This window comes from Achromobacter sp. D7-1 (assembly GCF_059760445.1).
Map to the genome: position 1 here is coordinate 1 of NZ_JCBAMT010000168.1, position 1,797 is coordinate 1,797.

The 1,797-nt window shown below is 67.8% G+C and carries 1 protein-coding gene; it reads right to left on the minus strand.

Going from position 1 to position 1,797, the window contains the following annotated elements; all coding sequences use genetic code 11:
- Positions 1-40 precede the first annotated feature (40 nt).
- On the minus strand, positions 41-1,699 hold the full coding sequence (gene ptsP / locus AC6LKD_RS32600; RefSeq protein ID WP_237710023.1) for a phosphoenolpyruvate--protein phosphotransferase: 1,659 nt from the start codon (positions 1,697-1,699) through the stop codon (positions 41-43).
- Between the last annotated feature and the right edge of the window lie 98 nt (positions 1,700-1,797).

The window sequence follows — 1,797 nt, forward strand, 5'->3', positions numbered from 1 at the left end:
GTATCGCCCCGGCGCCATTTTTCTTGTAGCGGCGAACCGCCTAGGCCAGGTCCAGCGTATCCAGGTCTACCGGCAAGGCGCGGTTCAAGGCGCTGGCCACCTTCACGCGCAAGGCGTTGGAGTGCGCGCGCCGGACCTCGCGCTTGACGTCCAGCAATTGCTGCGGATGCATGGAGAACTCGGTCAGCCCCAGGCCCAGCAACAGCCGGGTCATGCGCGAATCCCCTGCCATCTCGCCGCACACCGCAACAGGTTTGCCGGCCCGCTCGCCGGCGTTGATGGTGTGTGCGACCAGGCGCAGCACCGCCGGATGCAACGGATCGTACAGGGATGCCACGTCGTGGTCGCCGCGATCGATCGCCAGCGTGTACTGGATCAGGTCATTGGTGCCGATGGACAGGAAATCCAGCGCCTGCGCGAAAGGTTCGATGGCGATGGCGATGGCGGGCACCTCGACCATCGCGCCCACTTCCATATGGGGCGCGTAGGCCTGGCCACGCGCATCGAGCTCGCGGCGGGCGGATTCGATGGCTGCCTTGGTCGCCACCACCTCGTGCATATGGGCGATCATGGGAATCAGCAGGCGTACCGGCCCATGGGCCGACGCCCGCAAAATGGCGCGCAGCTGCGTCGCGAACATCTCCGGGCGCGCCAGGCAATAGCGGATGGCGCGCTGCCCCAGCGCGGGATTGGTGGCCACGGTGGCCTCGCCGTCCAGCGTCTTGTCCGAGCCTATGTCCAGCGTGCGGATGGTGACGGGCCGGCCGGCCATCACCCTGACCACCGACGAGTAGGCTTCGTACTGCTCTTCCTCGCCCGGCAAGTCCGGACGTCCCATGAAGAGGAACTCGCTGCGGAACAAGCCGATGCCATGCGCGCCGGACGCCAGCGCCAGCGCGGCTTCCTCCGGCAGTTCGATATTGGCGTGCAGCACCACGTCGATGCCGTCCAGCGTGACCGAGGGCTCGTCGCGCAGCAGGCTCAACTCGGCGCGCTCGTCGGCATAGGCCGATTGGCGGCGCCGGTATTCCTCGAGGATGCGGTTGGACGGGTTGACGATCACCGCGCCGGCCGCGCCGTCGATGATCAGCATGTCGCCGTCGCGGACCAGTTCGCGCACATTGCCCATGGCCACCACGGCGGGCACGGCCATGCTGCGCGCCACGATGGCGGTATGCGAAGTGGGGCCGCCCAGGTCCGTCACGAAGGCGGCGAACCGGCCGCCGCGCAGACGCAGCATGTCGGCGGGCGAAATGTCGTGAGCCACCACCACCAGCGCGTCGTCGCCGCCCATGTGGGACATGTCGGGCAGGATGGCCGAGGTGCCGGCCAGCACATGCAGCACCCGTTCGATGACCTGACGCACGTCGGCCCCGCGCTCGCGCAGGTACTCGTCTTCCATGGCGTCGAACTGCTGGCCCAGGATCTGCCCCTGCGTCGTCAAGGCCCATTCGGCGTTGTAGTGACGCTCGGCGATCAGCGCCAGGGTCTGTTCGGCCAGCAGCGGATCGCCCAGCAGCAGGCTGTGCACGTTGAGCATGGCGCCGAGCTCGCGCGGCGCATCTGCCGGCAAGGTGTCGGCCAGCTGCAGCAGTTCCTGCTGCGCCGAAGCCAGCGCATCGGTGAGCCGGCTGCTTTCCGCAGGCACGTCTTCGGGCGAAATGCGGTAGTGCGCGACCTCCAGCGCCGCCGCGCCCATGACGACCGCGCGACCAATCGCATAGCCCTTGGCGACGCCTTTGCCGTACAGACACACAACGGGGCTGGCAAAGCCAGCCCCGTTGTTGGGTGCATCAT